We start from the raw sequence: 24,639 nt of genomic DNA on the forward strand, positions 1-24,639 counted from the left end.
ATTTCCCATGACGCCGTCTCAGATCGCATTGGTTCAGAATAGCTTTGCCAGGGTCGCGCCGATCTCCGATCAGGCCGCGACCATCTTCTACGATCGGCTGTTCGAGGTCGCGCCGCAGGTGCGCGCGATGTTTCCCGACGATCTCACCGAGCAGCGCAAGAAGCTGATGGCGACCTTGGCGGTCGTCGTCAATGGATTGACGAATCTGCCCGCGATCCTGCCGGCGGCAAGCGCGCTCGCCAAGCGCCACGTCGATTACGGCGCCAAGCCGGAGCACTATCCGGTGGTCGGCGCCGCGCTGCTGTGGACCCTCGAGAAGGGACTTGGCGACGGCTGGACGCCCGATGTCGCCGATGCCTGGACCGCGGCCTACGGCACGCTGTCCGGCTACATGATCGCGGAAGCCCATGGCAAGGCGCAGGCGGCGGAGTAGGCGCTTTGAGTGAACCGCTCGTCATCGTCGGCAACGGCATGGCTGCCGCAAAGCTGGTCGAGGAATTGTCGCAGACTGCGCTCGGCCGCTACGCGATCGCCGTCATCGGCGAGGAGCCGCGGCTCGCCTACAACCGCGTGCTGCTGTCGTCGGTGCTGGCCGGCGAGGCCGCGTCCCACGAGATCGAGCTCAAGCCGGCGGCCTGGTGGCGCGAGCGCGGGGTAACGTTGAAATACGGTGCGCGCGTCACCGCCATCGATGTCGGCCGTCGCGAACTGCGGATCGAGAACGACGAGAACGTGGCGTTCTCGCGCCTGGTCCTCGCCACCGGCTCGCTGCCGCTGCGGCTGCCGGTGCCGGGCGCCGATCTGCCGGGTGTGCACACATTCCGCGACAGCCGGGACACGGATGTGCTTCTGGCGCTGGCGGCGAAGAAGGGGCGCGTGGTGGTCGTCGGCGGCGGGCTGCTCGGGCTGGAAGCGGCCTATGGCCTGGCGCGTGCCGGCGCCAGGGTGACGCTGTTGCATCTGATGGACCGGCTGATGGAGCGGCAGCTCGATGCGCCGGCCGCCGCGTTGCTGAAGGCGCTGGTGGCACGCAAAGGGATCGAGGTTCTGCTCAATGCCAGCACCGCGGCCATCCATGGCGATGGTCGCGTCGAAGGAGTCGAGCTGGCCGATGGGCGGCGCCTCGCTGCGGATGCGGTGATCTTCGCCGCCGGCATCCGGCCGAATGTGACACTGGCGAAGGAGGCGGGGCTCGCCGTCAACCGCGGCATCGTCGTCGACGACGCGATGCAGACCTCGGCCCCCGGGATTTTCGCGCTCGGCGAGTGCGCCGAGCACCGTGGCACCTGTTATGGGCTGGTCGAACCTGCCTATGAGCAGGCGCGGGTGCTGGCGCGGCATCTCGCCGGCCGCCAGGCGGCCTATGGCGGCAGCGTCGTCTCGACCAATCTGAAGGTGTCGGGCGTGTCGGTGTTCTCGGCCGGCGACTTCATGGGCGCCGAGGGCAGCGAGGCGATCGTGCTCAACGACGTCAGGCGCGGCATCTACAAGAAGCTCGTCATCGCCGAGGGACGCCTCACCGGTGCCGTGCTGATCGGTGAGACTCAGGACGCGTTGTGGTATCGCGACCTGATCCGGAGCCGCGAACCGGTCGCAGCGATCCGGACAGCGATGATGTTCGGCCGCGCGGGGGCGCGGCCGCAGGCAGCGTGAGAAGGGGCCACGCACGACGATGACGACGCTCGATCCGAAGCTGCCGATGGTGCGCACCGCCTGTCCCTATTGTGGCGTCGGTTGCGGCGTGCTCGCCACGCCCGACGGTCGCGGCGGCGCGGCGATCTCCGGGGATCCTTCGCATCCGGCCAATCTCGGCCGGCTCTGCTCCAAGGGCTCGGCGCTCGGCGAGACGCTCGGGCTGGAGAGCCGCCTGCTGTACCCGATGATCCGCTGCAAGGGCGGCATGCAGCGGGTGGCCTGGAGCGATGCGCTCGATCACGTCGCGACCCGGCTGAAGCACATCGTCGCCCGCGACGGCGAAGACGCTGTGGCGTTCTATCTTTCCGGCCAGATGCTGACCGAGGACTACTACGTCGCCAACAAGCTGATGAAGGGCTTTCTCGGCTCGGCCAATGTCGACACCAATTCGCGGCTGTGCATGGCCTCGTCGGTCGCCGGCCACCGCCGTGCCTTCGGCGCCGACACCGTGCCCGGCACCTATGAGGATCTCGATCAGGCCGATCTGCTGGTCTTCGTCGGCAGCAACGCCGCCTGGTGCCACCCGGTGCTGTACCAGCGCATGCTGGCCAACAAGCAGGCGCGCGGCGCCAGGTTCGTGGTCATCGATCCGCGTCGCACCGACACGTCGAGCGAAGCCGATCTGTTCCTGGGATTGAAGCCCGGCGCGGATGCGGCGCTGTTCGCCGGCCTGCTGGTGCATCTCGCCGACAGCGGTGCGCTCGATCACGACTACATCAACGCTCACACCGGCGGCTTCGACGAGACCCTGGCCCGCGCCCGGAGCCTCGCCGGCAGCGCCGCGGCGACCGCGCTCGCCACCGGCCTGTCCGAGGTCGACGTCGCCGCCTTCTTCAAGCTGTTCCGCGATACTCCCAAGGTCGTCACCCTCTATTCGCAGGGCGTCAACCAGTCGGCGCAGGGCACCGACAAGGTCAACGCGATCCTCAACTGCCATCTTGCGACCGCGCGCATCGGCAAGCCGGGCATGGGGCCGTTCTCGCTGACCGGCCAACCCAATGCGATGGGCGGCCGCGAGGTCGGCGGGCTCGCCAACCAGCTCGCGGCCCACATGGGCTTCACGCCGCCGGACATCGACCGCGTCCGCCGCTTCTGGAAGGCCAAGGACATCGCCACCCATGAGGGTCTCAAGGCGGTGCAGATGTTCGAGGCGATCGTGCGCGGCGAGATCAAGGCGCTGTGGGTGATCGGCACCAACCCCGCGGTGTCGCTGCCGGACGCCGATCTGGTCCGCGCCGCGCTCAAGAAGCTCGAGCTGCTCGTCGTGTCCGAGAACGTCCGCTCCAACGACACCGTCGATGCTGGCGTCCACGTGCTGCTGCCGGCGCAGGCCTGGGGCGAGAAATCGGGCACGGTCACCAACTCCGAGCGCCGCATCTCGCGCCAGCGCGCCTTCCTTGCGCCGGCCGGCGAGGCCATGCCGGACTGGTGGATCCTGAGCGAGGTCGGCAAACGGCTCGGCCACGCGGGCGCCTTCAATTACAACTCTGCGGCGGACGTGTTCCGCGAGCACGCGGCGTTGTCGGCGTTCGAGAACGACGGCACGCGCGACTTCGACATCGGCGCGCTGGCGACGCTCACCGACGACGAATACGACGCGATGGCGCCGGTGCAATGGCCGGCGCGCGCGGGCAGGCCGCCCGAGCCGCGCTTTTTCGCCGAAGGCGCCTTCTTCACCAACGATCGCAAAGCGCGCTTCGTCGCGCCGGAGGTGCCGGCGCTGCGCGGCGAGACCACCGCCGCCCGCCCGCTGCGCCTGAACACCGGTCGCATCCGCGACCAGTGGCACACGATGACGCGCACCGGCTTGAGCCCGCGGCTATCAGCGCATCTGCCGGAGCCGTTCGTCGAGGTGCACCCGGATGACGCGCTGCGCTATGGCCTGATGCATGACGGTTTCGCCAAGGTCACGACCGAGCACGGCCAGTGCATCCTCAAGGTCGTCGTCAGCGAGCGCCAGCAGCGCGGCATGCTGTTCGCGCCGATCCATTGGAGCGCCACCAACTCATCGCATGGCCGCGTCGGCGCGCTGGTCGCCTCCTACACCGATCCGTTCTCCGGCCAGCCCGAGGCCAAGGCGACCCCGGCTGCGATCAGTTCTTATGAGTACGTATTCCGCGGCTTCATCCTGTCGCGCAACGAGCTCACGCTGCCGTCCAACCTGTGGTGGGCGCGCGCGACGGTGCAGGGCGGCTTCGGCTATCTGTTCGCCGACAACGGCGATCTGTCGCGCTGGCCGGCCTGGTTCAAGGCGCGCGCCACCGACGATGTCACGGACTACATGGATGTCGGCGGCGGCGTCTATCGCGCCGCGTCGTTCGCCGACGATCGCATCGAAACCTGTTTGTTCGTCGGCCCCGGCCATGATGCTGGCGACTGGAACGTCGTGAAGACGATGTTCGCCGCCGACCGCCTCGACGACGACCAGCGTCGCACGCTGCTGTCCGGCCGCGCGCCCGACGGCGTCGGCGGCGGCCCGATCGTCTGCGCCTGCTTCGGCGTCGGCCGCGACACCATCTGCGATGCGATCACGGCAGGTGCGCGCACGCCCGCCGCCATCGGCGCGCAGCTCAAGGCCGGCACCAATTGCGGCTCGTGCATTCCGGAGATGAAGCGGCTGATCGCGCAGACGGCCACGGACGCCCCGCCCATCGCGGCGGCGAGCTAGCCGAGAACACTGTCGTTCCGGGGCGAGGCCAACGGCCTCGAACCCGGAATCTCGACATGGTGGAAATGAAACAGCGCAAGACAAGCTCGGGATTCCGGGTTCGACGCTGACGCGTCGCCCCGGAATGACGTGGGTGTGGAAGCGTGTCAGATGCCTTGAGCAGGGAGGGCACCCAATCGACGCCGTGCGCCTCATCCACTATGCTCCCGCGCATGAAGCACAAGACATTCGGAACCGGCGGCGGCGGCGTCTCCGTCATCGGGCAGGGCACTTGGTATCTCGACCACGCCGATCGCAGCCGCGCCATCGCCACGCTGCGGCGCGGCCTGGATCTCGGCATGAGCCACATCGACACCGCCGAGATGTATGGCGATGCCGAGCTCGTCATCGCCGAGGCCATCGCCGGCCGACGCGACGAGGTGTTCCTGGTGTCGAAGGTGCTGCCGAGCAACGCCTCGCGCAAGGGCACCGTCACCGCCTGCGAGCGCTCGCTGCAGCGGCTGAAGACCGACCGGCTCGACTGCTATCTCCTGCACTGGCCGGGCTCCTATCCACTCGCGGAGACGGTGGCGGCGTTCGAGGAGCTCAAGGCGGCCGGCAAGATCGCGTCCTGGGGCGTCAGCAATTTCGACGTCGACGATCTCGACGAACTGCTGGAGGTCGCAGGCGAGGGCAAGATCGCCTGCAACCAGGTGCTCTATCATCTGCAGGAGCGCGCCATCGAGCATGCCGTCATCCCGTGGTGCGGCCAGCATGGTGTTGCCGTGGTCGCCTACTCGCCGTTCGGCCATGACGACTTTCCGGAACGCCGCAGCGCCGGCGGCGAGGTGCTGCAGCGGATCGCGGAGCAGCATGGTGCAACGCCGCGCCAGGTCGCGCTGGCCTTCCTGACGCGGGCGTCGTCGCTGTTCGCGATCCCCAAGGCGTCGCGGCCCGAGCATGCCGAGCAGAATGCGGCGGCCGGCGACATCGAGCTCACCGCGGCCGAGATCGCCGCGATCGATCGCGCCTTTCCGCGCGGGCCGAAGCCGCGTGGCCTGCCCATGCTGTAATGCAGCATCACGGAAAATTACGGATGTTTGCTACCCCGGCGCGTAGCAACGCATAAGTGCTGCCCGCTTCGATGGGTTGTCGCGGCGTCGCGATTGGCGTCTTGTCGCCACTCACCGAATCGTCCTGTTTCCAAACTTCCGAGTTCGACCGTGACCCCGCCACCGAGTGCGGCCGCCGCCGCGCGCCTCGACGACGTGCCGACATCCGTGCAGGAGAAGCCGCAGGCCACGCGCAAGCGCGCGCCCGCGCGCGCCGACCGGCCGTTCCGCGGCATCGCGCTGATCCTACTGTCGACCGTGTTCCTCGGCACCTCGGACGTCACCGCGAAGTATCTGTCGAAGACGCTGCCCTCGATCGAGATCACCTGGATCCGCTTCGTGGTATTCGCAGCGATCATGGTGCCGGCGATGATCCCGGGCTCGCCGCTGTTCGCGATGCGCACCGAGCAGCTCAAGTTCCAGCTGCTGCGCGGCGTTGCGCTGCTCGGCTCGTCGCTGATGTTCATCACCGGTTTACGCTATCTGCCGATCGCCGAGGCCTCCGCGACCGGCTTCGTCGCGCCGCTGTTCGTCACCGCGCTGTCAATCATCTTCCTCAGCGAGAAGGTCGGCCTGCGCCGCTGGGTCGCAACCGCGGTCGGGCTGTGCGGCGTGCTGATCATCCTCCGCCCCGGCACCGGCGCGTTCCATCTTGCCGCGCTGTTCCCGATCGTCTCGGCGTTCGCCTGGGCCTGCACGCTGATCATGACGCGGATGATGAGCGGCCGCGAGCATGCCATCACCATCATGACCTATTCCTCGATTGCCGGCGTCTGCGTGCTCACGGCAATCGTGCCGTTCGTATGGACCACGCCGTCCTGGCAGGACATCGGCTTCGGCGTGCTGGTCGGCGTCGCCTCGACCATGGGGCAGTGGATCGTGGTGCTGGCATTCCGCTATGCCGACGCCTCGGTGCTGGCGCCGTTCTCCTACACCCAGCTCCTGTGGGTCAGCATCCTCGGCTTCCTGGTGTTCGGCGAGGTACCGGACGTCTGGACCATCGTCGGCGCCGCCTTTATCGTCTCCAGCGGCCTCTACACCGCCCATCGCGAGCGCGTCCGCCGCTCGCAACTGCTCCAGGTCGCCGGCGAGAGCTCGCCGAATCCTTGAGCCATCGGTCGCACGCCCCCAGGCCATTACGGGGGAGCGACTTTTTGGGTGGATGCGTTGCGTGTCCGCTACACCTACGATCAAACGCGTAACGTGCTGATTTCAAATAAGAAACAGTAACGCCGTCGATCTCGGCGGGCGCCGTGCGCCTGCTAGGTCTTGGATTGCATCACGGGGTGCAGAGCAAGATCGGGGGATTGCGTGCGGAGGCGGGTCGAAACGGCGGTGTGTCGGACGGCGCGGGCCGTGTGGGGCGCGCTGGGACTCATGCTCGGGCTCTGTGGGCTCGGGCTGACGACGTCGGCGCAGGCCCAGACCGACTACACCTGGGGCGGCACCGGCTCGTCCACTGCGACCTCCGACTACAATCTCTCGACCAACTGGGAGAGCCCGCCGGCCGGCGCGCCGCCGGCATCGAGCGGCCAGGAGGCGCTGTTCGGCGCCACCGGCGCATCGACCATCACGGTCACCGCGCCGATCAATCCGGATTCCTGGATCTTCCTCAGCAACGCCCAGTCCTATTCGATTGGCGGCGCCGACGTGAATTTCGGCGTCGCCGGCTCCGGCTGGGGCTTCATCAACAACGCCAATTCCGGCCAGACGATCACGATCGGCAACAATCTCGGCGAGACCGTTGCCGGCGTGCGCGCCGAGCTGCTCGGCAACAGCACCACCATCCTGCTCGGCACCAACTCCTATTCCGGCGGCACCTTCATCGGCAGCGTCGCGACGCTGCAGCTCGGCGACGCCACCCACACCGCCCGCATCATCGGTGACGTGTCGAATTTCGGCATCTTCAACATCGTCAGGGCCGACACCTCCGGCATCACCTCGCTCACCAATGACGGCGGCACCACCAACTTCCTCGGCGCGAACTCCGCCGGTGCGATGACGATCGTGAACCAGTCGATCGCCACGACCGCGTTCGGCGTCGCCGGCGGCACCGACACGGCCACGGCGGGGAACGCCGTGATCACCAACCATCAGGGTCGTACGCTGTTCAACGCCAACACCAGCGCCGGCAACGCGACGATCACCAACGATACGTTCAGCATGCTGGCGTTCGTCAATGCCGCCACGGCCGCCAATGCGGTCATCACCAATGGCGGCAATTCGTACGTGATGTTCGGGATCGGCTTCGGCAGCGACACCCCGTCGGCCGGCAATGCCACCATCATCAACAACATGAACGGCCAGGTCCAGTTCAACGCCCATTCCACCGCGGCGAACGCGACCGTCACCACCAATGACGGCGGATCGACGCTGTTCTTCGATCATGCCAGCGCCGGCTCCGCCACGATCATCACCAATGATGGCGGCCGCACCCGCTTCCTCGACAATACGACCGGCGGCACCGCCCAGTTCGTCACCAATGGCACCGGCGTGGTCGATTTCTCCGGTAGCGTGGGTGTCAATGGCGACGGCCGCATCACCGCCGGCTCGCTGGCGGGTTCCGGCAACTACTACATCGGCGCCTTCAACACGCTGGTGGTCGGCGGCAACAATCTCTCCACCGAGGTCTCCGGCGTGATCGGCGACACCGATCCTTGCGGGTGCGGCACCATCGGCCCAGGCTCGCTGACCAAGGTCGGCAGCGGCAAGCTGATATTGTCCGGCATCAACACCTACACCGGCACGACCACGGTCGATGGCGGCATCCTCGCCGTCAACGGCGCCATCGCCGGCAGCAGCGTCACCGTGAATGCCGGCGGGAGGCTCGGCGGCAACGGCATCGTCGGCAGCACGCTGGTCAATGGCGGCGCGCTCGCGCCGGGCAATTCGATCGGGCTGCTCACGGTGCAGGGCAGCCTCACCTTCACGGCGGCCGCGAGCTACATGGTCGAGGTGTCGCCGGCCAATGCCGACCGGGTCAACGTGACGGGCACCGCGACGCTCGGCGGCGCGACCGTGCAGGCGGCGTTCGCCCCTGGCAGCTATGTCAACAAGCAGTACACGATCGTCAACGCCGCCGGCGGCATCAGCGGCACCTTCAACACGCTGATCAACACCAACCTGCCGGCCAACTTCTCTTCGAGCCTGAGCTACGACGCCGACAACGTCTATCTGAACCTGACGCTCGGCACGGCCGGGACCAACACCAACCAGCAGAACGTCACGGACACCACGACCGGCTATTTCAACCGCACCGGCGGCATCCCGCTCGCTTTCGGCGCGTTGACCCCAGCCGGTCTGACACAGGCGTCCGGCGAGATCGCCACCGCCTCGCAGCAGGCGATGTTCGACTCGATGAATATCTTCCTTGGCCTGATGACCGATCCCTTTGTCGCCGGGCGCAGCGCGAACGCATCTGGTCCGGCTGCAGCGTTCGCCGACGCAGGACAGGGCGCCGCGCCGCGCGATGCCTTCGCGCGCATGCCGGTGAAGGCCACACCGGCCCAGCGCTTCGATGAGCGCTGGAGCACCTGGGCGGCGCCGTTCGGTGGCGGTTCGTTCGCCGACGGCAATGCCGCGCTCGGCTCGAACAACGCCACCATCCGCGAGGTCGGCTTCGCCGCGGGCGCCGATTACATCGTGTCGCCGAACTGGCTGGCCGGCTTCGCGCTGTCGGGCGGCGGCACCAGCTTCGGCGTCAATGGCGGCGGCAGCGGCCGCTCCGACCTGTTCCAGGCCGGCGCCTTCGCCCGCTATCGCAGTGGTCCGGACTATCTCTCCGCGGCGCTCGCCTATGGCTGGCACGACGTGACCACCGACCGCGCCGTGACCGTCGCCGGCGTCGACCAGCTCCGCGCCCGCTTCGATGCGTCGGCCTATTCGGCCCGCCTCGAGGGCGGCCGCCGCTATGCCACGCCGTGGGGCGGGATCACGCCCTATCTCGGCGGCCAGGCGACGGCTTACGTGCTGCCGTCCTATGCCGAGCAGGTGCTCTCCGGCGCGGGCACCTTCGCGCTGAGCTATGCCGGCAAGACCGTGACGGATGCGCGCACCGAGCTCGGCGCGCGCGTCGACCGGTCGTTTGCGCTCGCCGACGGCATGCTGTCGCTGCGCGGCCGCGCCGCCTGGGCGCACAATTTCAACCCCGATCGCACCATGACCGCGGGCTTCCAGGCGCTGCCGGGCACGAGCTTCGTCGTCAACGGCGCCGCGCAGTCGCGCGACCTCGCGCTCACCACGGCCTCGGCCGAAATCGCCTGGCGCAACGGCTGGTCGGCGGCCGCCACCTTCGAAGGCGAATTCTCGTCCATCAGCCGCTCCTACGCCGGCAAGGGCGTGGTGCGCTACAGTTGGTGATCGCGCGACGTCGTGTGGCTTGGAGCCGGCGTGCACCGATGCTAGGGGTGCGCTGAGCAACAAGAACAACAGGGAGCACGACGCCATGATCAACCTGACGCCCGAGACCGTCCTGCCCGACGACGGCACCAGCGGCACGCTGGTTGGCCGGGTCTGGCGCCCCGACGTGGACGGACCGGCCGTGGTCGCGGTGCGCGATGACGGTGTTTATGACGTCACCTCGGCTTTCCCCACCGTCAGCGCGCTGTGCGAGCAGGATGATCCGGCGACGGCGCTACGCGGCATGGGCGGGCAGCGCATCGGCGACCTCGCCGCCATCCTCGCCAACACCCCGCCGGATCGCCGCGATCCGGCCAAGCCATGGCTGCTGGCACCGGTCGACCTGCAGGTCCTGAAGGCGGCCGGCGTCACCTTCGCGATCTCGATGCTGGAGCGCGTCATCGAGGAGCGGGCGCGCGGCAATCCGGCCTCGGCCGAGGCGATCCGGAAAGAGGTGGTGCGCCTGGTCGGCGACGATTTCTCCAAGCTGAAGCCCGGCTCCGACCAGGCGATGCACCTCAAGCAGGTGCTGATCGAGCAGAACGCCTGGAGCCAATATCTCGAGGTCGGCATCGGCCCCGATGCCGAGGTCTTCACCAAGGCGCCGACGCTGTCATCTGTCGGCACCGGCATGGATGCCGGGCTGCATCCGAAATCGACCTGGAACAATCCGGAGCCGGAGGTCGTGCTGGCGGTGTCGAGCCGCGGCCGGATCGTCGGCGCGATGCTCGGCAATGACGTCAACCTGCGCGACTTCGAGGGCCGCTCGGCGCTGCTGCTGTCGAAAGCCAAGGACAACAACGCCTCCTGCGCCATCGGCCCCTTGCTGCGCCTGTTCGACAAGACCTTCACGCTGGATGACGTCCGCAAAATGGACGTGGCGCTGAACGTGACCGGCAGCGACGGCTTCGTGCTCGACGGCCATTCCTCCATCAGCAAGATCAGCCGCGATCCGACCGACCTCGTCGCCCAGACCATCGGTGCCGTGCATCAATATCCCGACGGCTTCGCGCTGTTCCTCGGCACGATGTTCGCGCCCGTCAAGGATCGCGACGCACCGGGCCAGGGGTTCACCCACAAGCGCGACGACATCGTCACGATCTCGGCGCCTCAACTCGGTCGTCTCGTCAACCGCATGCGCAACAGCGACGAATGCGAGCCGTGGACGTTCGGCGTGGGTGCGCTGATGCGCAGCCTGGCGCGGCGGAAGCTGATCTGAGGCACGCAGCCTCCACACCCACGATGTCATTCCGGGGCGCGCGACAGCGCGAGCCCGGAATCCATACGCCGCAGCGCTCGTGAGGCAGACGGCCTGAGTTACGATCGCGCTCCATCACGCAGGCTGGTGGTTATGGACTCCGGGCTCGCTCGCTTCGCGAGCGCCCCGGAGTGACGGAGAGACTGGGGGGCTCCTGCGTCATCTCACACATGCCCCGAGGCCATCTGGCTGGCGGCGCGGCGCGGGCGCTCCTGCAGCGATGAGGCGTCGCCCAGCGCGCGCTCGCGCACCAGCGAGAGTGCGTGGTCGCGTTCGGCGGCCGTGCTGCGCCGTGGCTCCGACCGGCGCAGGCCCAGATCGTCGTCGATCGGATCCTTCGGCACCAGCGACAGCGCCCGCTCGAACGGATCGAGCGACGCGTCACGCCCCCTGCCGCCGTCACGGCCCGGCTCAGGCTCGGGCGGACGTCGCGCCACGAGCGTCTTGATGCGGCCGATCAGGCCGGATGGCGCTTCTGGTGGCGCGGAATCGAACGGGTCGGCATAGAACGTCGCGCCGGCCTTCTCGACCATCCCGGCGAGCGCGGTCACCATGCGCGGCGAGCCGCAGGCATAGACGACATCGGAGGCCGTCAGCGTCGGCATGTGCGGCTCGATCCGTCCGGTGCGGATCGAGGGATGATTGACCGGACCTTCCTCGACCGTCGGGATGATCGTGACGTTCGGCAGCCGCGCCAATTGCGCCAGGATCGGCGTCATATAGAGCTGCGGCAGCTTCTTGGCGCCGGCGATGATCACCATGGGACGGCTGCGCTGCTCGCGTAGCGCCATCGCCGCGATCGCCCAGATCGGCGCGAAGCCGGTGCCGCTGCCGGCGAGGACGAGACGGCCGGTGCCGCCCGGGCGCAGGAACGCATGCCCATACGGCCCCTGGATACGCAGCCGATGGCCGGGACGGATGCCGCTGCCGAGCGCGGTCGTGACGCGGCCGCCACGCACGCGCTTGATGTTGAGATGGATGACGCGGCCGCCGATGCGGCCGTCGAACGACGCCGTCGGACTGTAGGCGCGTGCCGGATAGCCGTTGAAGGTGAACTTGAAGTACTGCCCGGGCAGATAGCTGATGCTCTTCTCCGGAGCGATCATCAGCTCCATGATGTCGGGCGCGACCTCGCGCAGGCCGACCAGCCGCGCCTTGCTGGTGTCGATTTCCGGCACGTCCTCCAGCTCGACGTCGAGATCGGAGACGACGCGCGCCTGGCAGGCGTAGATCATGCCCTGCGTATGCGTCTCGCCGCACACCGTCTGGCCCTTGGAGACGTGAACCATGCAGGTGCCGCAGGTGCCGGCGCGACAGTCGAACGGAATCTCGACGCCGTTGGCGAGCGCGCCATCGAGCAGCACGTCACCCGCGCGGACGCGGAACTGGCGGCCCTTGACGGTGACGGTCCTGAAGTTCGACATGGTTCACTCCTCGATCGGATACGCTGTGACGATGGTGGGATGAGACCGCGGGGATTCACGCCTTGCCGGGCGACACGCGGATGAGATTCTTGTTGGCGGTGCTCTCGAACCGGCTCGACCAGTAGTTCGACGCCATCACCGGCCGCTTCAGCCAGCTCACCTTCGGCGAACGCAGCACCAGGAACCAGAAGAAGAACGGCGTCGTGATGAGATGCGAGACCAGCGGAAACCAGTCCGGCAGCAAGGATGCCGGGCCGGGCAGGCGATACCAGTAGTAGGTGCTGATCGCGGCGGCCGCGAAGATGCGATGCATCCGGGTGCGGGCGGCGGGCCTGTAGCGCAGGATATGCTCGCCGATCCTGAAGACGACGTAGCTGACGAGCGCGGCGCCCAGCGGCCACACATAGGCGGTGATGATCGCGGCCTGGTCGACCTGCTGCGGCGGATAGTCCGGCACTTGATACCAGCCCCAGACGAAGCCGGGGAAGCTGCCGATCAGGAAGTTGCCGAGGAACTGCTGGACTTTGGTGGGCACGCCCGCCGTCGGCGTCAGCTCGGGCGTGGAGTCGGGACACGGATTGCTGCAGGCCTCGCAGATGTTGCAGCGGGCATTCTTGAAGGTCAGGGCAGGGTTGGTGCCGTAGAGCCGCTCGACGGGGTGGATCGGACACAGCGAGGTGCACCAGCCCGAGCGCATTTCGAACACAGAGCCCATCGCGAATGCCATGACCGCGGCCGACAGCAGCATGACCGCCGTCAGCGGACCGTCAACATTGAGCCCGATTCGCCGCATCGGCACGACGATGAAAAGAAGCGTCACGCTGATCACCGCGAGCGTCGCCGCGCCCCATTCCGGCATCCGGATGTTCTGCGAGATGCCCATCTTGTTGGGCAACAGATGGAATGTCGCCATTGGACAGATGTTGCGCCACAGGCCGGGCGAGATCGTCACCAGCGCGGGCGCGATCGGAATCAGGAGATTCCACATCAGGGCGATGCCGAGGGGAGGGAAGAACAGCAGCAGATTCACCAGCAGCACGCCGACGACCAGCATGACCGTCTGCATCGTCAGCCAGAATCGCCGCTCGGCCCGTCCGGTGCTGCGGCTGCCGGCCTGTGCGGCCGGCTGATACCTGGCGGGAGCCACCTTCACCGCCACGTGCGCGAGCGGCCGGGCATCTCGATGTTGCGAAGCGTAGTCGTGTCGGGGCGAACGTTGAGCGCTGTTGTTCTGCATTGCTTTCCAGGACGCGAGTTGGTCTTCACGATCGCGCCGACGTCACGTTCACAGGCGCGGAGTTGTTAGTCCCGCAATCCCTGTGACTTCGTGTCGCAGCGCATGCTGTGACGCAGAATCTGACGGCGAGATGTGGCGCTTTTTGACGGCCAATATGGACGTCCCTGGGCCATGCTGCGGTCGGCCTGCGGCCGTTTGATCTGGATCAAATCGAGGAACATCAAGGATTTGATCGGGGGCTGGAGCAGTTTTTCCAGATCGTTTGATCTGGATCAATGACGGCCTCGGCTGTGACGTAGTTCGGGCGTGATCAGGGCAGTGCGCAGATGATTTTCGACGCTGCCATAACGACCCGACGGGCAAATCAGATCGCGCGCTAAAATCCTGTCCAGCCGTCAGGCAAAAAATAAATCGCTTGCCGATTTCGTATAATCAGCATTACAGTCCAGCCCGTTCCGTTGCGTCGGAGGGGACGTATCGCGGTCGTCATGGACGTCGGCAGCGGAATGCGATGGGCGTGTGTCGTTGCAGCGTGATCATTCGCGCCGACGAACAATGATGCACGCACGGTCAAGTCGCGCGGTCCTGGCACCCCGATGCTGGTGTCCCCGCGGCGGCGCGCGGACAGCGCGTCGTCGCGCACGGTGGCCAAAAGCCGGCGCACCGGGGAGAACGCGAAGCAGCCGTCAAAACCATCGCGCAGGGAGGGCCGGGCGTCTTCGGCCAGACCTGTGGTACCTGCCGCCTGCATTTTTTCCGCAGGCGGGCCACGGGCGCGGCCAGCGCCCGGCCTTCCCTGCGCCCTTCACGTCATAAGGGCGATGATATCGGCATCACCCGGACGCAACGCGCCGCGGGAGTGAGAACGCATGTGACCATCCCGGTCGGTCCTGGACTCACGATTGTGGCAAATCCGATGACACAACAAAGGTCGTTATTCCGGGACGCGTCGCGCAGCGGCGCGGGCCCGGAATCCATACGCACGATCGTGGTTATGGATTCCGGGCTCGCCCTGCGGGCGCCCCGGAATGACGGCGCAGGGAGAGGGGCTCATGCGAGGTCTCTCATGGCCGAGCGCCAGAGCTGGCCGAAAGTCTCGCTTGGCTCTCCGCTGTCGTACCGGACAAGCGTGCGCAGCACGCGCAGATCCGGGACCCATAACCCCAGGGAGATGTTGTTGCGCACGATGTTGGACCAGTCGTTCTTCGCAACGTCTGCCGCGGAGTATGGGTCCCTGCGTTCGCAGGGACGACAGCTGAGGTCGTGGCGATGGCCTGCCTCACACCGGCAGCGCGATGGAGTACTTCACCTGGCTCAGCGCAAAGCTCGATTCGATCGAGGCGATGCCGTCGAGGCGGGTCAGCTTGCTCTTCAGGAACGCTTCATAAGAGGAGAGATCGGCCGCGACCACGCGCAGGAGATAGTCGCGATTTCCCGTCATCAGATAGCACTCCAGCACCTCGGGCCAGGCCGAGATCGCCTTTTCGAACCGCTTCAAATCCTCCTCCTTCTGCCGCGCCAGCTTGATGGAGATGAAGACCGAAACGTGCAGCCCGAGCGCCTTTTGGTCGACGGTCGCGAGATAGCGGGTGATGACGCCGCGCTCCTCCAGGAGCTTGACGCGGCGGTGGCAGGGCGAGACCGACAGCCCGACCTTGTCGGCGAGCTCCTGCATGGTGATGCGGCCGTCGGCCTGGAGATGGCCGAGGATCTTGCGGTCGATGGCGTCGAGCTCGGGCATTGGGATAAAATCGCTCAAAGTGGATCCTGAATGGGAAAATATCTCAACAATCGGCAACTGCACGCGAAAAATTGAGAATTATGGCCGGTGCGACAGGATTAAAATCGGCGAATCCAACAAGGCCCCGGGGAGCAGCGCGCCATGGCCACGCCATCCGCATCGTCAGACCGTCTCGACATCCTGAACGCGCTGACCCGCAAGGCGCTGTGGCTGTCGTCCTGGACCATCCATCACGCCAACCACATCCGGCCGAACACCGACGGCCTGAAGGTCGGCGGCCACCAGGCCTCCTCCGCCTCGCTCGCGACCATCATGTCGGCGCTGTACTTCTCGGTGCTGCGCCCGGAGGACCGCGTCGCGGTGAAGCCGCATGCGAGCCCCGTCTTCCATGCCATCCAATATCTGTTCGGCCGGCAGACGCGCGAGAAGCTGGAGAATTTCCGCGGCTTCAAGGGCGCGCAATCCTATCCGTCGCGCACCAAGGATGTCGACGATGTCGACTTCTCGACCGGCTCGGTCGGCCTCGGCGTCGCGCAGACTTTGTTCTCCTCGCTGGTGCAGGACTACGTACACGCGCATGGCTGGATGAAGGGCCGCCGCGAGGGCCGCATGATCGCGCTGGTCGGCGACGCCGAGATGGACGAGGGCAATATCTTCGAGGCCCTGGCCGAGGGCTGGAAGCACGGCCTGCGCAACACCTGGTGGATCGTTGACTACAACCGCCAGAGCCTGGACGCCGTCGTGCGCGAGGGCCTGTGGGAGAAGTTCGAAACCATGTTCCGCAATTTCGGTTGGGACGTGGTGATCGTGAAATACGGCCGGCTGATGCGAGAGGCGTTTGCCGAACCCGGCGGCGAGGCGCTGCGGCGCTGGATCGATAACTGCCCAAACGCGCTTTATGCGGCGCTGTGCTTCCAGGGTGGGGCTGCCTTCCGCAAGCACATCCAGGACGAGATCGGCGATCAGGGCGACGTGACCCGGCTGCTCGACAAGCGCACCGACGACGAGTTGCTGGCGCTGATGAGCAATCTCGGCGGCCACGACATGGCCAGCATGCTTGATGCCTTCGAGTCCATCGACCACGACCGCCCGGTGTGCTTCATCGCCTATACCATCAAGGGCGTCGGCCTGCCGTTCCAGGGCCACAAGGACAATCACGCCGGCCTGATGACCGTCGCCCAGATGGAGAAGTGGCGCGCGCAGCAGAACATTCGCCCGGGCCATGAGTGGGACAAGTTCGAGGGACTGACGCAGGATGCTTCGACGCTGGAGTCGTTCCTCGCGTCGGTGCCGTTCAATCGCGATGGCCGCCGGCTCGATGATGCGGTGTTCGACGTGCCGGAGCGGCTGACCTTCACCGCGGCGGCGCAGATGTCGACGCAGCAGGGCTTTGGCCTGATCCTCAACGATCTCGCCCGCAGCGACACCGCGCTGGCCTCGCGCATCGTGACCTCGTCGCCCGACGTCACCGTCTCGACCAATCTTGGCGCCTGGGTCAACCGCCGTGGCCTGTTCGCCCGCGCGGAGAAGGCGGATTTGTTCCGCAGCGAGAAGATCCCGTCGACCTTCAATTGGGCGGCCTCGCCGAAGGGCCAGCATATCGAGCTGGGGATCGCCGAGATGAACCTGTTCATCATGGCCTCGGCGCTTGGCCTGTCGCACGCCATCAACGGCGCGCGGCTGCTGCCGGTGGTCACCTTGTACGATCCCTTCATCGAGCGCGGCCTCGATGCGCTGAACTACGCCTGCTATCAGGATGCGCGTTTCATGGTGGCGGCCACGCCGTCGGGCGTGACCTTGGCGCCGGAGGGCGGCGCGCATCAGTCGATCGCGACACCGTTGATCGGCATGGCGCAGGACGGGCTGTCGTCGTTCGAGCCGGCCTTCGTCGACGAGCTCGCCGCGATCATGAAATGGGGCTTTGCCCACATGCAGCGCAAGGCAGGCGAGGGCGGCTCGCTCTATCTGCGGCTGTCGACGCGCACCATCGATCAGCCGCAGCGGATCATGACGCCGGAGCTGGAATCCGACATCGCCGCCGGCGCCTATTGGCTGCGCAAGCCGGGACCGAATGCCGAGGTGATCGTCGCCTATACCGGCGCGGTCGCGCCGGAGGCGATCGAGGCCACCGGCCTGATCGGCGAGTCCCGCCGCGACGTCGGCCTGCTCGCGATCACCTCGGCGGACCGGCTGCATGCCGGATGGACGGCGGCGCGCAGCCTGCGGCGGCATCGGCGCGGCGTGCAACATCTCAGCCACATCGAACAACTGCTGGCGCTGCTGCCGCGCGATTGCGGCATCGTCACCGTGATCGACGGCCATCCGGCGACGCTCGGCTGGCTCGGCTCGGTGCGCGGCCATCGCGTCGAGGCGCTGGGGGTTGAGAAATTCGGCCAGACCGGGACGATCGACGACCTCTATCGCCACAATGGGATGGACGCCAACGCGATCATCGATGCGGCCGAGAGCCTCACTGGCGCGCCGGTGCGGCATCGCAAGATGGCAGTGTGAGGGCGGGCCAAAAACGGGGACGCCGTCTCCCTCACCTGGATGAAGGAGACGGCGTCGCAACTTGGATCAAATGTCTACGTACTGAAAGGCTGCGCAATAAGAACTGGCGAAAATATCGGTTCTGAAATCTTATCCGGCGTCCTTTCGAGATGCCGGGATGTCTATGAAGAGGAGATTAGCCAGAGCGATCGAACGGCGATGTGAAGCAGTTCACATCTTGGAAATGAATCTTCGACGGCGGGAATTCTGCCATCCGGAATGATGGCGATCTGGAGGGGGCGAAGGGGACACGCGGTTGCTGCGATGCAAAATGGAGCGGCGACGAAACGCAGGCCGGTCGGCTTGCGCCGGTCGCGGCCTTGCTCCTATATCCGCGGGACGCAACCCCGGTCCCCGCATGTGGCGGGTTCATCCCGCGGATCGCGCGTGCCAGGATGCCGGCCGCGTGCTGCCGCCCCCTCCAGATGCTTCCACGTGAAGAGGTTTTCCGATGGTCAATCGCCTGCAATTCTACATCGACGGCGCCTGGGTCGATCCGGTCGTCAAGAAGTCCACCCAGGTCATCAATCCGGCGACCGAGGAGGCGATGTACGAGGTTGCGCTGGGCTCCAAGGCCGATGTCGACAAGGCCGTCGCCGCCGCCAAGCGCGCCTTCGAGACCTTCTCGCAGACCTCGCGCGAGGAGCGCGTCGCGCTGCTCGAGAAGATCATCACGATCTACAAGGGCCGCATGAAGGAGATCGGCGCCGCCGTCTCCGACGAGATGGGCGCGCCGCTGCCGATGGCGGAGAAGCTGCAGGCCGGCGCCGGCCTCGGCCATCTGATGTCAACGCTCGACGTGCTGAAGAAGTACGAGTTCGAGGAGACGCTGCCTGCGTCCGTGGTGGTGCGCGAGCCGGTCGGCGTGGTCGGCATGATCACGCCCTGGAACTGGCCGCTGAACCAGATCGCCTGCAAGGTCGCGCCGGCGCTGGCCGCGGGCTGCACCATGATCCTGAAGCCGTCGGAATTCACTCCGACCTCGGCGCTGATCTTCGCCGAGATCCTGCATGAAGCCGGCGTGCCGAAGGGCGTGTTCAACCTGATCAACGGCCTCGGGCCGGAGGTCGGCGCTGCGATGAGCGAGCATCCGGACATCGACATGATCTCGTTCACCGGATCGACCCGCGCCGGCATCGACGTCGCCAAGCGCGCGGCGCCGACCGTGAAGCGCGTCAGCCAGGAACTCGGCGGCAAGTCGCCGAACGTGATCCTGGAGGGCTCCGACCTGGTGAAGGCAGTGACCGGCGGCGTCATGCATATGTTCAACAACTCCGGCCAGTCCTGCAACGCGCCGTCGCGCATGATCGTGCCGGCCGCGCGCATGAAGGAAGTCGCTGCCATCGCGAAGGGCGTCGCCGACAAGACCAAGGCGGGTGACCCGCGCGGCGAGGGCACCACGATCGGCCCGGTCGTCAATCGCGGCCAGTGGGACAAGATCCAGGCCCTCATCAATAAGGGTATCGAGGAGGGCGCGACCCTCGTCGCCGGCGGCCCGGGCCTGCCGGAGGGCGTCAACAAGGGCTTCTATGTGCGGCCGACCATCTTCGCCGACGTCAAGCCTGAGATGACGATCTCGCGCGAGGAAATCTTTGGACCAGTGCTCGTGATCATCGGCGCCAAGGACGAGAACGAGGCGGTGCGTATCGCCAACGACACGCCCTATGGTCTTGCCGGCTATGTCACGGCCCCGACGATCGAGAAGGCCCGCGAGGTCGGCCGCAAGATCCGCGCCGGCAACGTCAACCTGCAGGGTGTCCCGAACGACCGCACCGCGCCGTTCGGTGGCTACAAGCAGTCCGGCAACGGCCGCGAATGGGGCCGGTTCGGTCTCGAGGAGTATCTCGAGGTCAAGGCCATCGCGGGCTACAACGCGGCTTGATTGGTCTCCGTCATTGCGAGCGCAGCGAAGCAATCCAGGGGCCGGGAAGGAAGTCTGGATTGCTTCGTCGCTTCGCTCCTCGCAATGACGGCCAATTATCCCCCCAGCGCGCCCTGCGTGTTGACGTAGAGCGCGTAGATCGACTGGCTGGCGGCCATGAACAGCCGGTTGCGCTTCAGCCCGCCGAAGCAGAGATTGGCGCAGCGCTCGGGCAAGGCGATGCGGCCGATCGGGGCGCCGTCGGGCGCGAACACCATGACGCCATCGAGTTCGGGCGAGCCCATCCCCCAGCCGCACCAGAGATTGCCGTCGACGTCACAGCGCATGCCGTCCGGCGTGCCCGGACCGGCATCGATGTGGACGCGCTTGTTGGCGAGCTTGCTGCCATCGGCGGAGACGTCATAGGCGAGGATCTTGCGGTTCGGCACGCCGCGGGATTCGACGATGTAGAGGATGGATTCATCGGGCGAGAAGCACAGCCCGTTCGGTCCCAGCACGCCCTCGGCGACGATGGTCGCCCGGCCCGTGGCCGCGTCGATCCGGTACACGTTGGCGTCGATCTCGGACTCGGCCTTGTAGCCCTCGTAATTGCCGAGCAAGCCGAAGGTCGGATCTGTGAACCAGATCGAGCCGTCCGATTTGACGACGACGTCGTTTGGCGAGTTCAGCCGCTTGCCGTCGAAGGAGTCGATCAGCACGGTGATGGAGCCGTCATACTCGGTCCGCGTGACGCGGCGGCCACCGTGCTCGCAGGTGACGAGCCGGCCCTGGCGATCCCGGGTGTTGCCATTGGCGAAATTGGAGGGCTTGCGAAACACCGAGACCGCGCCGCTTTCCTCCTCCCATTTGAGGATGCGCTGGTTGGGGATATCGCTGCACAGCAGATAGCGCCCGTCGCCGAACCACACTGGCCCCTCCGCCCAGCGCAGGCCCGTCGCCAGCCGCTCCACGGCCGAGAGCTTGAGCCAGTATTTCTCGAAGCGCGGATCCAGCGCCTGGATCGCCGGATCGGGATAGAAGGTGGCAGGGCGCCAGCCCTGCGCGTGAGCGTTTCCGTCGGACATTTGGCCGGTCCTGTTATTGCGCGGTTGCGATCTCTGCTATCATTGGCCCGCCACAACCGCAAACCTGCGGACCCAACACGAGGGATGAAATGCCACGTATCTTGATGACCGGTGCGAGCGGTGGAATCGGCACTTCCTTGCGGAAGCTGCTGCCGCCGATCTATCCGGACCTTCTGCTCAGCGATCTGAAACCGCCTGCCGATCTTTCCAGCCAGGAGACCTTCAAGGCGGCCAATCTTGCCGACCTCGCCCAGGTCGAGGCGCTGTGCGAAGGCGTCGACGGCATCATCCATTTCGGCGGCTATTCGGTCGAGGGACCGTGGAACGACATCCTGCAGGCCAACATCATCGGCGGCTACAACCTGTTCGAGGCGGCCCGCCGCAAGGGCGTCAAGCGCGTGGTGTTCGCGTCGTCGAACCATGCGGTCGGCTTCTACCCGCGGCACCGCAAGATCGACAATGAGGTGCAGCCGCGCCCCGACGGCCGCTACGGCGTCAGCAAGGTGTTCGGTGAGGCGGTCGGCTCGCTCTATGCCGACAAGCATGGGCTGAAGGTGACCTGCATCCGCATCGGCAATTTCGGCGACAAGCCGCTCGACAAGCGCCGGCTGTCGATCTGGCTCAAGCCGGAAGATCTGGTGCAACTTTGCCGCATCGGCCTCGAGCATCCCGACATCCATTTTGAAGTGCTCTATGGCGCATCGCTGAACGAGCGCGCCTGGTGGGACAACCAGCGTGCCTATGACCTCGGCTATCGCCCGACCGGCCGCGCGGAGGATTTCCGCGAGCACGCCTTGGCCGAGCAGGCCAAGCTGCCCGCCGATCCGATCGGCGACTATTTCCAGGGCGGCGCGTTCTGCACCACTGAGTTCGACGGCGACACCAGCCGGATCATCGACTGGGGTTGATCCGACCTCGTCATTCCGGGGCGCGTCCGCAGGACGCGAACCCGGAATCTCGATGTGAGAGCGCAAGACAATGTCTGGATTCCGGGTTCGCGCTTCGCGCGCCCCGGAATGACGTTGAGAATGAAAGAAGAGAAGACCATGACCGATGGATTGCGCAAGGGACTGACCGCTTACGGCGATGCCGGCTTCTCGCTGTTCCTGCGCAAGGCCTTCATCAAGGCGGCCGGCTATTCGGACGACGCGCTCGATCGCCCGATCGTCGGCATCACCAACACCTACAGCGACTACAATCCGTGCCACGGCAACGTGCCGCAGATCCTGGAGGCGGTGAAGCGCGGCGTCATGCTGTCGGGCGCGATGCCGTTCGTGTTTCCGACCATCTCGATCGCCGAGAGTTTTGCGCATCCGACCTCGATGTATCTGCGCAATCTGATGGCGATGGAAACCGAGGAGATGATCCGCGCGCAGCCGATGGATGCGGTGGTGGTTATCGGCGGCTGCGACAAGACCCTGCCCGCGCAGATCATGGCTGCGGTGTCGGCCGATCTGCCGACGGTGGTCATTCCGGTCGGGCCGATGGTGGTCGGGCATCACAAGGGCGAGGTGCTCGGCGCCTGCACCGACTGCCGACGTCTCTGGGCGAAGTATCGCGCCGGTGAGATGGACGGCAGCGAGATCGACGCAGTCAACGGCCGGCTCGCTCCTTCGGTCGGCACCTGCATGGTGATGGGCACGGCCTCGACAATGGCCTGCATCACCGAGGCGCTCGGACTGTCCTTGCCGATGAGCGCGACCATCCCGGCGCCGCATGCCGAGCGCTTCCGCTCGGCCGAGGCCAGCGGCCGGGTCGCGGCCGAGATGGCCAAGGTGAAGGGACCGAAGCCGAGCGAACTGCTGACCCCTGCGGCGTTCCGGAATGCGCAGGTGGTGCTGCAGGCGATCGGCGGCTCGACCAACGGGCTCGTGCATCTCACCGCCATCGCCGGCCGGACGCCGCATAAAATCGACCTCGATGCATTCGACAGCATCGGTCGCGAGGTGCCGGTGCTGGTCGATCTCAAGCCGTCCGGCGATCACTACATGGAGCATTTCCATCACGCCGGTGGCGTGCCAAAGCTGATGAAGCAGCTCGGCGATCTCATCGATCTCGATTGCCGCTCGATCACCGGCCAATCGCTGCGCGACATCGTGGCCGCCGCCGAGGACGTGCCGGGGCAGGACGTGATCCGCGCGCGCGACGACGCGATCAAGCCGGAAGGCGGCCTTGCCGTGCTGCGCGGCAATCTGGCGCCGCGCGGCGCGGTCATCAAGCATTCGGCGGCAAGCCCCAAGCTGCTGCAGCACACCGGGCGCGCCGTCGTGTTCGAGTCGATCGAGGACATGACCTTGCGGGTCGATGCTCCCGATCTCGACGTCTCGGCCGACGACGTCCTGGTGCTGCGCAACGCCGGGCCGAAAGGCGCACCCGGCATGCCGGAGGCGGGGTACCTGCCGATCCCGAAGAAGCTCGCGCGCGGCGGCACGAAGGACATGGTGCGCATCTCCGATGCGCGCATGAGCGGCACCGCCTTCGGCACCATCGTGCTGCATATCACCCCGGAGTCCGCGGTTGGCGGCCCGCTGGCGCTGGTGCGGAGCGGCGACATGATCCGGCTCGATGTTCCCAAGCGCAGCATCGACCTGCTGGTCGACGACGCCGAGTTGGACCGGCGTCGCGCTGCGCTGAAGCAAGCCGCAACGCCCGAATGGGCGGAGCGCGGCTATGCGCATCTCTTCCATGAAACGATCCTGCAGGCCGACGACGGCTGCGATTTCGATTTCATGCGCCGGAAAGGGAAGGGGTGAGCGCAGTCCTACTTTCCCTTGCTGGTGAACCGCTTCACGGCGGCGCGGAATTCATCCGTGTGCATGCAGTTGATGATGGCATCGCGCTCGGCGGCGAGCTGGTCTTCGACCGAGCTGGTCGGCGCGCGATGGATCAGCGCCTTGGTCGCCGCGATCCCCGCCGGCACATTCTGCGCCAGCCGCGCAGCCAGCGCGTCGGTGGCTGCCGCGAGCTCGGGGGCGGGGACGACTTTCGCGACCAAGCCCCATTCATGGGCCTGCGCGGCCGTGAAGCTGTCCTCCGCCAGGAAGATCTGCAGCGCCCGCCTGATGCCCACAGTGGCGACCACGCCAACTGTACCGCCGCCGTCGGGCGACACGCCGAGCTTGGCATAGGCCGGCGTGAAGCGCGCGTCCTCGGCGGCAATGCAGAGATCGGCGGCGAAGGCGAGCGACATCCCCGCGCCGGCGGCGGAGCCGTGCACGCTCGCCAGCACGATCTTGGGCATGCGCCGCAGGCTCGCGATGAAGGCATGGTAGTGATGCAGCAGTTCGCTGACGACAGGCGTGATGGCGTCGGCCTCGGCGGCAGCGCCGATCGTCTGCAGGTCGCCGCCGGCGCAGAAGGCGCGGCCTTCGCCTTTCAGGATCAGCACGCGGATGGTCTCGTCGGCCTCTACTTGGGCCGCAAGCAGCTCCAAGCGCTTCGCAATCGCAAGGTTGATGGCGTTGAACGCTGCCGGGCGGTCGAGCGTGATGGTCGCGATCGCACCTTCGATAGTCAGGCGGGCAGGTTCCGCTACGGCGTCCGACATTCATACCTCCCGGGCGTGGTTCTTGTTGCCGCATTTAAACCGTACGGCGGGACCGGTGACAATGCCGGGCAAGTCTGCCAAAAC

The 24,639-nt window shown here is 66.6% G+C and carries 17 protein-coding genes; 11 read left to right on the top strand and 6 right to left on the bottom strand.

The annotated features are described in order from the left end of the window. Positions 1 to 7 precede the first annotated feature (7 nt). The 7 genes from ACQR0U_RS16365 (at position 8) to ACQR0U_RS16395 (ending at position 11,071) form a co-directional block, all read left to right on the top strand. Complete coding sequence (locus ACQR0U_RS16365) at positions 8 to 433, top strand: globin family protein (RefSeq protein ID WP_315715731.1); 426 nt, start codon at positions 8 to 10, stop codon at positions 431 to 433. A gap of 5 nt (positions 434 to 438) precedes the next feature. Then, a complete protein-coding gene (locus ACQR0U_RS16370; protein ID WP_434872187.1) occupies positions 439 to 1,653 on the top strand; it encodes an NAD(P)/FAD-dependent oxidoreductase in 1,215 nt (404 codons plus the stop codon). 19 nt (positions 1,654 to 1,672) lie between these two features. Then, positions 1,673 to 4,363 (top strand): nitrate reductase, encoded by a 2,691-nt coding sequence (locus ACQR0U_RS16375; RefSeq protein WP_315754170.1) that lies wholly within the window; start codon positions 1,673 to 1,675, stop codon positions 4,361 to 4,363. Between the two features lie 212 nt (positions 4,364 to 4,575). Then, entirely contained in the window at positions 4,576 to 5,415 is an 840-nt protein-coding gene (locus tag ACQR0U_RS16380) for an aldo/keto reductase (RefSeq protein ID WP_316191785.1), read from the top strand. Between the two features lie 195 nt (positions 5,416 to 5,610). Continuing rightward, positions 5,611 to 6,564 carry a DMT family transporter gene (locus ACQR0U_RS16385; RefSeq protein ID WP_315715821.1) on the top strand — a complete coding sequence of 318 codons (954 nt, stop codon included), beginning with the start codon at positions 5,611 to 5,613 and terminating at the stop codon, positions 6,562 to 6,564. A 267-nt stretch (positions 6,565 to 6,831) separates the two neighbouring features. Beyond that, a complete protein-coding gene (locus tag ACQR0U_RS16390; RefSeq protein WP_434872188.1) occupies positions 6,832 to 9,813 on the top strand; it encodes an autotransporter outer membrane beta-barrel domain-containing protein in 2,982 nt (993 codons plus the stop codon). A gap of 85 nt (positions 9,814 to 9,898) precedes the next feature. Then, complete coding sequence (locus tag ACQR0U_RS16395) at positions 9,899 to 11,071, top strand: fumarylacetoacetate hydrolase family protein (protein ID WP_315715735.1); 1,173 nt, start codon at positions 9,899 to 9,901, stop codon at positions 11,069 to 11,071. Between the two features lie 203 nt (positions 11,072 to 11,274). Here the strand turns inward: ACQR0U_RS16395 and ACQR0U_RS16400 are convergent, their stop codons facing one another. The 4 genes from ACQR0U_RS16400 to ACQR0U_RS16415 all read right to left on the bottom strand — a co-directional run bounded on the left by ACQR0U_RS16400 (position 11,275) and on the right by ACQR0U_RS16415 (position 15,512). Continuing rightward, entirely contained in the window at positions 11,275 to 12,534 is a 1,260-nt protein-coding gene (locus ACQR0U_RS16400; protein WP_315754164.1) for a 2Fe-2S iron-sulfur cluster-binding protein, read from the bottom strand. Positions 12,535 to 12,589: 55 nt separating this feature from the next. Next, positions 12,590 to 13,693, bottom strand: coding sequence for a ferredoxin (locus ACQR0U_RS16405; RefSeq protein ID WP_315754163.1), 1,104 nt, complete (start codon positions 13,691 to 13,693; stop codon positions 12,590 to 12,592). 454 nt (positions 13,694 to 14,147) lie between these two features. Beyond that, a complete protein-coding gene (locus tag ACQR0U_RS16410) occupies positions 14,148 to 14,522 on the bottom strand; it encodes a hypothetical protein (RefSeq protein ID WP_315715738.1) in 375 nt (124 codons plus the stop codon). Positions 14,523 to 15,050: 528 nt separating this feature from the next. Then, complete coding sequence (locus tag ACQR0U_RS16415) at positions 15,051 to 15,512, bottom strand: Lrp/AsnC family transcriptional regulator (protein ID WP_315715739.1); 462 nt, start codon at positions 15,510 to 15,512, stop codon at positions 15,051 to 15,053. 141 nt (positions 15,513 to 15,653) lie between these two features. On the opposite strand from ACQR0U_RS16415, the gene ACQR0U_RS16420 reads away from it, so the two are divergent. Together ACQR0U_RS16420 and ACQR0U_RS16425 are read left to right on the top strand one after the other, a co-directional pair. Next, a complete protein-coding gene (locus ACQR0U_RS16420; protein WP_434843563.1) occupies positions 15,654 to 18,023 on the top strand; it encodes a transketolase in 2,370 nt (789 codons plus the stop codon). A gap of 490 nt (positions 18,024 to 18,513) precedes the next feature. Continuing rightward, positions 18,514 to 19,944, top strand: a complete 1,431-nt coding sequence (locus tag ACQR0U_RS16425) for an aldehyde dehydrogenase family protein (protein ID WP_315754729.1) — start codon at positions 18,514 to 18,516, stop codon at positions 19,942 to 19,944. Positions 19,945 to 20,039: 95 nt separating this feature from the next. Here the strand turns inward: ACQR0U_RS16425 and ACQR0U_RS16430 are convergent, their stop codons facing one another. Beyond that, the gene (locus tag ACQR0U_RS16430) at positions 20,040 to 21,008 is read right to left on the bottom strand and encodes an SMP-30/gluconolactonase/LRE family protein (protein WP_315754727.1); all 969 of its coding nucleotides are present in this window, start codon (positions 21,006 to 21,008) and stop codon (positions 20,040 to 20,042) included. 89 nt (positions 21,009 to 21,097) lie between these two features. On the opposite strand from ACQR0U_RS16430, the gene ACQR0U_RS16435 reads away from it, so the two are divergent. Then, positions 21,098 to 21,916 carry an NAD-dependent epimerase/dehydratase family protein gene (locus ACQR0U_RS16435; RefSeq protein ID WP_315826402.1) on the top strand — a complete coding sequence of 273 codons (819 nt, stop codon included), beginning with the start codon at positions 21,098 to 21,100 and terminating at the stop codon, positions 21,914 to 21,916. Positions 21,917 to 22,054: 138 nt separating this feature from the next. Next, positions 22,055 to 23,761: an IlvD/Edd family dehydratase gene (locus ACQR0U_RS16440; RefSeq protein ID WP_315826401.1), complete on the top strand. Its 1,707-nt coding sequence runs from the start codon at positions 22,055 to 22,057 to the stop codon at positions 23,759 to 23,761. Positions 23,762 to 23,769: 8 nt separating this feature from the next. Here the strand turns inward: ACQR0U_RS16440 and ACQR0U_RS16445 are convergent, their stop codons facing one another. Next, entirely contained in the window at positions 23,770 to 24,555 is a 786-nt protein-coding gene (locus tag ACQR0U_RS16445) for an enoyl-CoA hydratase/isomerase family protein (RefSeq protein WP_434843562.1), read from the bottom strand. Positions 24,556 to 24,639: the final 84 nt, after the last annotated feature.

The sequence above is a fragment of the Bradyrhizobium sp. HKCCYLRH3097 genome (assembly GCF_051167875.1).
Lineage (GTDB): Bacteria > Pseudomonadota > Alphaproteobacteria > Rhizobiales > Xanthobacteraceae > Bradyrhizobium.

Coding starts and splice junctions, on each gene's coding strand:
- ACQR0U_RS16440 (WP_315826401.1), top strand. CDS start 22,055: ATGACCGATGGATTGCGCAAGGGACTGACCGCTTACGGCGATGCCGGC.
- ACQR0U_RS16400 (WP_315754164.1), bottom strand. CDS start 12,534: ATGTCGAACTTCAGGACCGTCACCGTCAAGGGCCGCCAGTTCCGCGTC.
- ACQR0U_RS16390 (WP_434872188.1), top strand. CDS start 6,832: ATGCTCGGGCTCTGTGGGCTCGGGCTGACGACGTCGGCGCAGGCCCAG.
- ACQR0U_RS16445 (WP_434843562.1), bottom strand. CDS start 24,555: ATGTCGGACGCCGTAGCGGAACCTGCCCGCCTGACTATCGAAGGTGCG.
- ACQR0U_RS16415 (WP_315715739.1), bottom strand. CDS start 15,512: ATGCCCGAGCTCGACGCCATCGACCGCAAGATCCTCGGCCATCTCCAG.
- ACQR0U_RS16395 (WP_315715735.1), top strand. CDS start 9,899: ATGATCAACCTGACGCCCGAGACCGTCCTGCCCGACGACGGCACCAGC.
- ACQR0U_RS16375 (WP_315754170.1), top strand. CDS start 1,673: ATGACGACGCTCGATCCGAAGCTGCCGATGGTGCGCACCGCCTGTCCC.
- ACQR0U_RS16380 (WP_316191785.1), top strand. CDS start 4,576: ATGAAGCACAAGACATTCGGAACCGGCGGCGGCGGCGTCTCCGTCATC.
- ACQR0U_RS16410 (WP_315715738.1), bottom strand. CDS start 14,522: ATGCAGGCGGCAGGTACCACAGGTCTGGCCGAAGACGCCCGGCCCTCC.
- ACQR0U_RS16420 (WP_434843563.1), top strand. CDS start 15,654: ATGGCCACGCCATCCGCATCGTCAGACCGTCTCGACATCCTGAACGCG.
- ACQR0U_RS16365 (WP_315715731.1), top strand. CDS start 8: ATGACGCCGTCTCAGATCGCATTGGTTCAGAATAGCTTTGCCAGGGTC.
- ACQR0U_RS16435 (WP_315826402.1), top strand. CDS start 21,098: ATGCCACGTATCTTGATGACCGGTGCGAGCGGTGGAATCGGCACTTCC.
- ACQR0U_RS16425 (WP_315754729.1), top strand. CDS start 18,514: ATGGTCAATCGCCTGCAATTCTACATCGACGGCGCCTGGGTCGATCCG.
- ACQR0U_RS16430 (WP_315754727.1), bottom strand. CDS start 21,008: ATGTCCGACGGAAACGCTCACGCGCAGGGCTGGCGCCCTGCCACCTTC.